This is a genomic window from uncultured Vibrio sp., assembly GCF_947488985.1.
In the GTDB taxonomy this organism is placed as follows: Bacteria; Pseudomonadota; Gammaproteobacteria; order Enterobacterales; family Vibrionaceae; genus Vibrio.
In genome coordinates this window covers 1-4,077 of record NZ_CANLBV010000164.1, presented here as the reverse complement: position 1 = coordinate 4,077, position 4,077 = coordinate 1, and the positions used below count along the sequence as shown (strand labels likewise).

Annotated in this window: 3 protein-coding genes; all 3 read right to left on the bottom strand. The window is 47.4% G+C overall.

Going from position 1 to position 4,077, the window contains the following annotated elements; genetic code table 11:
* Nucleotides 1-95 precede the first annotated feature (95 nt).
* Nucleotides 96-962, bottom strand: a complete 867-nt coding sequence (gene rlmJ / locus Q1A70_RS19175) for a 23S rRNA (adenine(2030)-N(6))-methyltransferase RlmJ (RefSeq protein ID WP_299695463.1) — start codon at nt 960-962, stop codon at nt 96-98.
* A 201-nt stretch (nt 963-1,163) separates the two neighbouring features.
* Nucleotides 1,164-2,105 carry a protein translocase subunit SecF gene (secF, locus tag Q1A70_RS19170; protein WP_299695465.1) on the bottom strand — a complete coding sequence of 314 codons (942 nt, stop codon included), beginning with the start codon at nt 2,103-2,105 and terminating at the stop codon, nt 1,164-1,166.
* Between the two features lie 2 nt (nt 2,106-2,107).
* Nucleotides 2,108-3,907 carry a protein translocase subunit SecD gene (gene secD, locus Q1A70_RS19165; RefSeq protein WP_299695467.1) on the bottom strand — a complete coding sequence of 600 codons (1,800 nt, stop codon included), beginning with the start codon at nt 3,905-3,907 and terminating at the stop codon, nt 2,108-2,110.
* Nucleotides 3,908-4,077 lie beyond the last annotated feature (170 nt).

The window sequence follows — 4,077 nt, the reverse complement described above, 5'->3', positions numbered from 1 at the left end:
GTCAGTGTAATTATCATAGTTCGTAGCATGATCCTGATTTTACTAAAAATCAAGCACCTTCAATGAGTACGGGTATACAACCCTGCAAGCCCAACTTATAAACTTCTGACTTGCCAATAACCCTCACCATTGGTTGCGAGCTGACTATGTAAGTAATCAAGCGTATCAGCTACCTTTCCAGCAATGCCTTGTGGTGGATTAAACAGCAATAAACCACTGCCGATCAAGCGATCATCGCCCTTGGGATCTCTTAGTCGCAATTCCGATTTAATCGGGCTTGGTAGCAAGCCATCTTTCACCGCTGTTACGCAGTGGTTCAAAATCAGTGAGCTTTTGTCATCGGTGTAGAGCGGATACCAAATCAGTGCGGATACTTTCTCAGACTGTTGATACGCTTTAACCAAAGCATCAATTACTGCGAAATATTCAGAGTCCGTTTCGTAGGGTGGGTCGATAACGATCAGGTGATGGTTATCATGTTTAGCGACATCATCAGGTAGCGCTTTAAGCCCATCACCCGCAGTAATGGTGAGCTTGCTTGAGACATCCAGATCGCGTTGCAGCTTCTCAATGTTGGCTCGTAATAGGTCGGCTTCATCTTGCTGAATGTCTGAGAAGTAGAAGCTATCTTGACTGCGGCCTTGTTGGTAGGTGATGGCTGCTGAGCCTGGATAGAGAGAAATAAGCTGATTCGGATTGTAGTATTCCAGCACCGATATAAAAGACGCGAATGATTCTGGAAGATAAGCCTTGTTTCGCCATAAGTACCCGACCCCTTCGGCAAACTCGCCGGCATGATTACTTGGTGCGGTTGTTAGGTCGTAACAGCCTGTCCCTGAGTGTGTGTCGATAACATTGAGACGTGAATGCTGCTGCATTAATGACTGAACCAGAGCACTCAATACCGGATGCTTAAGAGCATCACCGTGGTCGCCTACATGACATTGATGTCGATATTCCATTCCCTTGCCTCATTCCTACTGACGTCATATAAACATACTTCATATCTTGAGGGCTTGCCTGCTCAATCTATCGTTTTTTGAAATAGCCTCTCTCTTGACTAACTGTCTGACTCTTATAAAAAATAAAGCCCTTCGTCTTATTACAAACGAAGGGCTTTACTGAAGTTACTCACCAGATCGTGCTGTTAGATAAGAAACACCTTAAGGGTACTCACCTTCAACTTCTACTGGTGCTTTGACTTGGTAGTGACAAGGTTGTAAGCCAAGCAATTTAGGCAGGGTAATACCAACTGATACTGAAGACCACGTACCGCTGACAATGCCGACAACCAATGCAATTGCGAATCCTTGCAGCGCCGCACCACCAAGCAACCAAAGCGCTGATACGGTGATCAAGGTGGTTCCCGAGGTCACAATGGTGCGTGAGAAGGTGGCTTTCACCGATTCATTGAGTAAGTTATCCGTCTCACCCTTTGGGTTACCGCGCAGCATTTCACGAACGCGATCAGCGATAATGATCGAGTCATTGAGTGAGTAGCCCAAAATCGCCAACACCGCCGCTAATACCGTAAGGTTAAACTCAAGCTGCGTGAGGGCGAACAAGCCGAAGATAAGCGTGACGTCGTAACTTATAGCAGCCAGCGCCCCCAACGCCAAGCGCCATTCAAAGCGCACACTCAGATAGAGCATGATCATCAGGAAGCACACCAAGACCGCCAAGCCACCTTGCTCAACCATATCTTGCCCTACTTGAGGGCCAACCACGCTGCTATTGAGAACTTTGACATGATCACTGGCAGACGCCAAAGCATCCACTAGATTGGGTAGTGCTGCATCTTCCAACTGGCTGTAACGAATTGTCCAGCGATCTTGCTCAGCCATTGCCACCACTTGCACGTCTTGTTGGAAAGCCGCATCAAGTTTTGTTTTTAAATCGTCTTTGGTCACTTGGTCAGAAAGCTGAACTTCGGCAACCACACCACCGGTAAAATCCAAGCCCCAGTTAAAACCTTTCACTGCCACCAGCATCACTGAGCTCATGAACAACACAATCGAAATCACAGACATCACCTGACGAAGGCAAGTCATATTGCTGTCTGAAATATAGCGGTCTGAATTAGTCACTTTTTTTGAAGTTCTCATACTTAAATCCTTACATCGTGGCGTTGGTCACGCCCCCAAGCCAAATTGATGATCGCGCGCGATGCAAAAATACCGGTAAACATACTGGTTAGAAGACCCAAACCTAGGGTCAATGCGAAGCCTTGAATCGGTCCATTACCAATGGTGTACAGAGCCACGGCAACAATCATGGTAGTGACGTTGGCATCGAAGATTGAAGAGAACGCGCTATCAAAGCCACGGTCGATGGCACTCGCAAAGCTGCGCCCTTCTTTCATTTTGTCTCGAATACGTTCGAAGATAAGTACGTTGGTATCTACCGCCATACCGACCGTTAATACCAAACCCGCAATGCCTGGTAGGGTTAATACCGCCCCCGGAAGCATCGCTATCAAACCAAATAGTGTGGTCATGTTGACAACCAATGCAGCGTTCGCAACCCAACCAAGGCGGCGATACCATAGCGCCATAAACGTGAGAGTTAGACCAAGGCCAAGTGCCAAAGCAGCAAAGCCGTTAGTGACGTTTTCAGCCCCCAGAGACGGGCCAATGGTACGCTCTTCAATGATGGTCACAGGCGCAGTCAACGAACCCGCACGAAGCAATAGAGCCAATTCTTGTGCTTCAGCCATGCTGCCTGCACCGGTAATTCTAAAGCGGCTACCCAATTGAGATTGGATGTTCGCCACACTGATCACTTCACTGGTTTGCTCGCTGTTACCGGCTCTGTCACGGCTATATTCGCTGTACACGGTTGCCATTGGCTTGCCAATGTTATGACGAGAGAACTCAGACATTTTCTTACCACCCGCTGAATCCAGCGTGATGTTTACTTCTGCACTGCCCATCTCACCAATCCCGCTACGAGCATCGATAATGTGTTCGCCGCTCAGCACGGCTTTGCGAGCAACCACGACACGATTGCCATCTGAATCTTTCAGAGTTTGAGTATTGCGCGTTGCGTTGTCGTACACAGAGTAGAACGCCAACGATGCCGTTGCACCAATCACGTCTTTCGCTGCTGCTGGGTCTTGTACACCCGGAAGTTCGATACGGATACGGCTTTCACCTTGGCGCTGAATCGATGCTTCAGTGATGCCTAGCTCTTCAATACGGCTGCGCATGATTTGCAGGTTTTGTTGAACCGTTAGGTTGCGTAGCGTTCTTTGTTCTTCTTCAGATTGCGTTAACGTTAACGATTTATCTGAACGGTCACGTTGCCATTGTGGGAACTCTTCACGAATCAGTTTCTGTGCTTTCTCGAAATCTGCATCAGTACGGAAGTTAAATTCAACTTGGTTGTTCACCACTTTACCGCGTGCATAACGCACTTGGCTGGTGATCTCGTCGACCACAGATTGCGCTTGTGCGTGGTAAACCGGTTCCATGTCTACTTCTAGCAAGAACTGCACACCACCTCGTAAATCAAGGCCTAGCTGAATCGGTGCAAAGCCCATATCAGTCAACCACTTTGGTGCTGCTGGCTCCATCGCTAGCGCAACCGTCGCGTTATCCAATAGACGTTCATTCAGCACTTCTTTGGCTTTCGCCTGTTGTTCTGCGTCTTCCAAGGTCACGACCAAACGGCTGTCTTTTTGAAATGCAGATTTGGCTTGGATGCCTTCGCTCGCAAGGTATTGGGTAATTTGGCTCGCATCGATGGTCTGTTCAGAACGATTGTTAATTTGAACCGATGCATTCTCGCCATACCAAGAAGGTAAAGCACTCAGAGCCATGATGATGATAGTGGCGATAAGCACCACGTATTTCCACTTTGAGTAGTGGTTAATTTGTTTTCTTGGAATGCGTTTTTTCACAGTCAAGATCTCTTCTTTTTACCAATCACCGTAAACACGTGCTCAAAAATAGCGCCGGAAAAAAGCAGTGATCGAGCATTTTAACCAGCTAGAGTGACCAGTTATACCAATTTGATTAAATTTCTGATCTAATAGTAACTCTGCTCGGAGGTACTATATGGACATTAATTTCCCTC